The following is a 701-nucleotide window of genomic DNA, read 5'->3' as shown; positions in this document are numbered from 1 at the left end:
AGCCGCTCGACAGCGGTCAGCCCGTCGCTGGTGTTGTGTTGGTCGAGTAAGGTGTTATATTGGTCGAGTAAATAGAAGGTTGCGTTTTTCATGTGCCGTTTTATTAACCAGGGGTGACGGAAAAGACAACGGGCGACAAACGCCGCACGTGCAAGCACACCTTTTTGCGGTTACTCGTCATCGTTGAGTCCGGCACGGTTGAGCAAGAATTGCGACAGCATCGCCACTGGCCGTCCCGTGGCGCCTTTGTTTTTACCGGAGCGCCAGGCAGTGCCAGCGATGTCCAGGTGCGCCCAATTATATTTGCGCGCGAAACGCGACAGAAAGCAGCCGGCGGTGATTGCGCCGCCTGGCCGGCCGCCTATGTTCGCTATATCGGCGAAATTCGACTCCAGCTGCTCCTGGAACTCATCTCCCAGTGGCAAACGCCAGGTTCGATCGCTGGCCTGCTCGGCGGCACTGATAAGCTCATGGGCTAGCGGATTATGATTCGACATCAGCCCGGTCAAATGATGCCCGAGCGCAATAATACAGGCGCCTGTCAGCGTGGCGACATCGATGACTACGTCCGGCTCGAAGCGCTCGACATAGGTGAGGGCGTCGCACAGCACCAGACGGCCCTCGGCGTCGGTATTCAACACTTCCACCGTTTGGCCAGAGAGGGTGGTCAACACATCGCCGGGCCGAAACGCGCGACCGTC

The 701-nt window shown here is 58.5% G+C and carries 1 pseudogene; it reads right to left on the bottom strand.

Annotated features, from left to right (window positions below):
- Nucleotides 1-170: 170 nt before the first annotated feature.
- A pseudogene (locus tag BG74_RS18580) lies at nucleotides 171-701 on the bottom strand (leucyl aminopeptidase); the annotation flags it as partial.

Source organism: Sodalis-like endosymbiont of Proechinophthirus fluctus, assembly GCF_001602625.1.
Lineage (GTDB): Bacteria > Pseudomonadota > Gammaproteobacteria > Enterobacterales > Enterobacteriaceae.
This window is presented reverse-complemented; position numbering and strand designations above follow the sequence as displayed.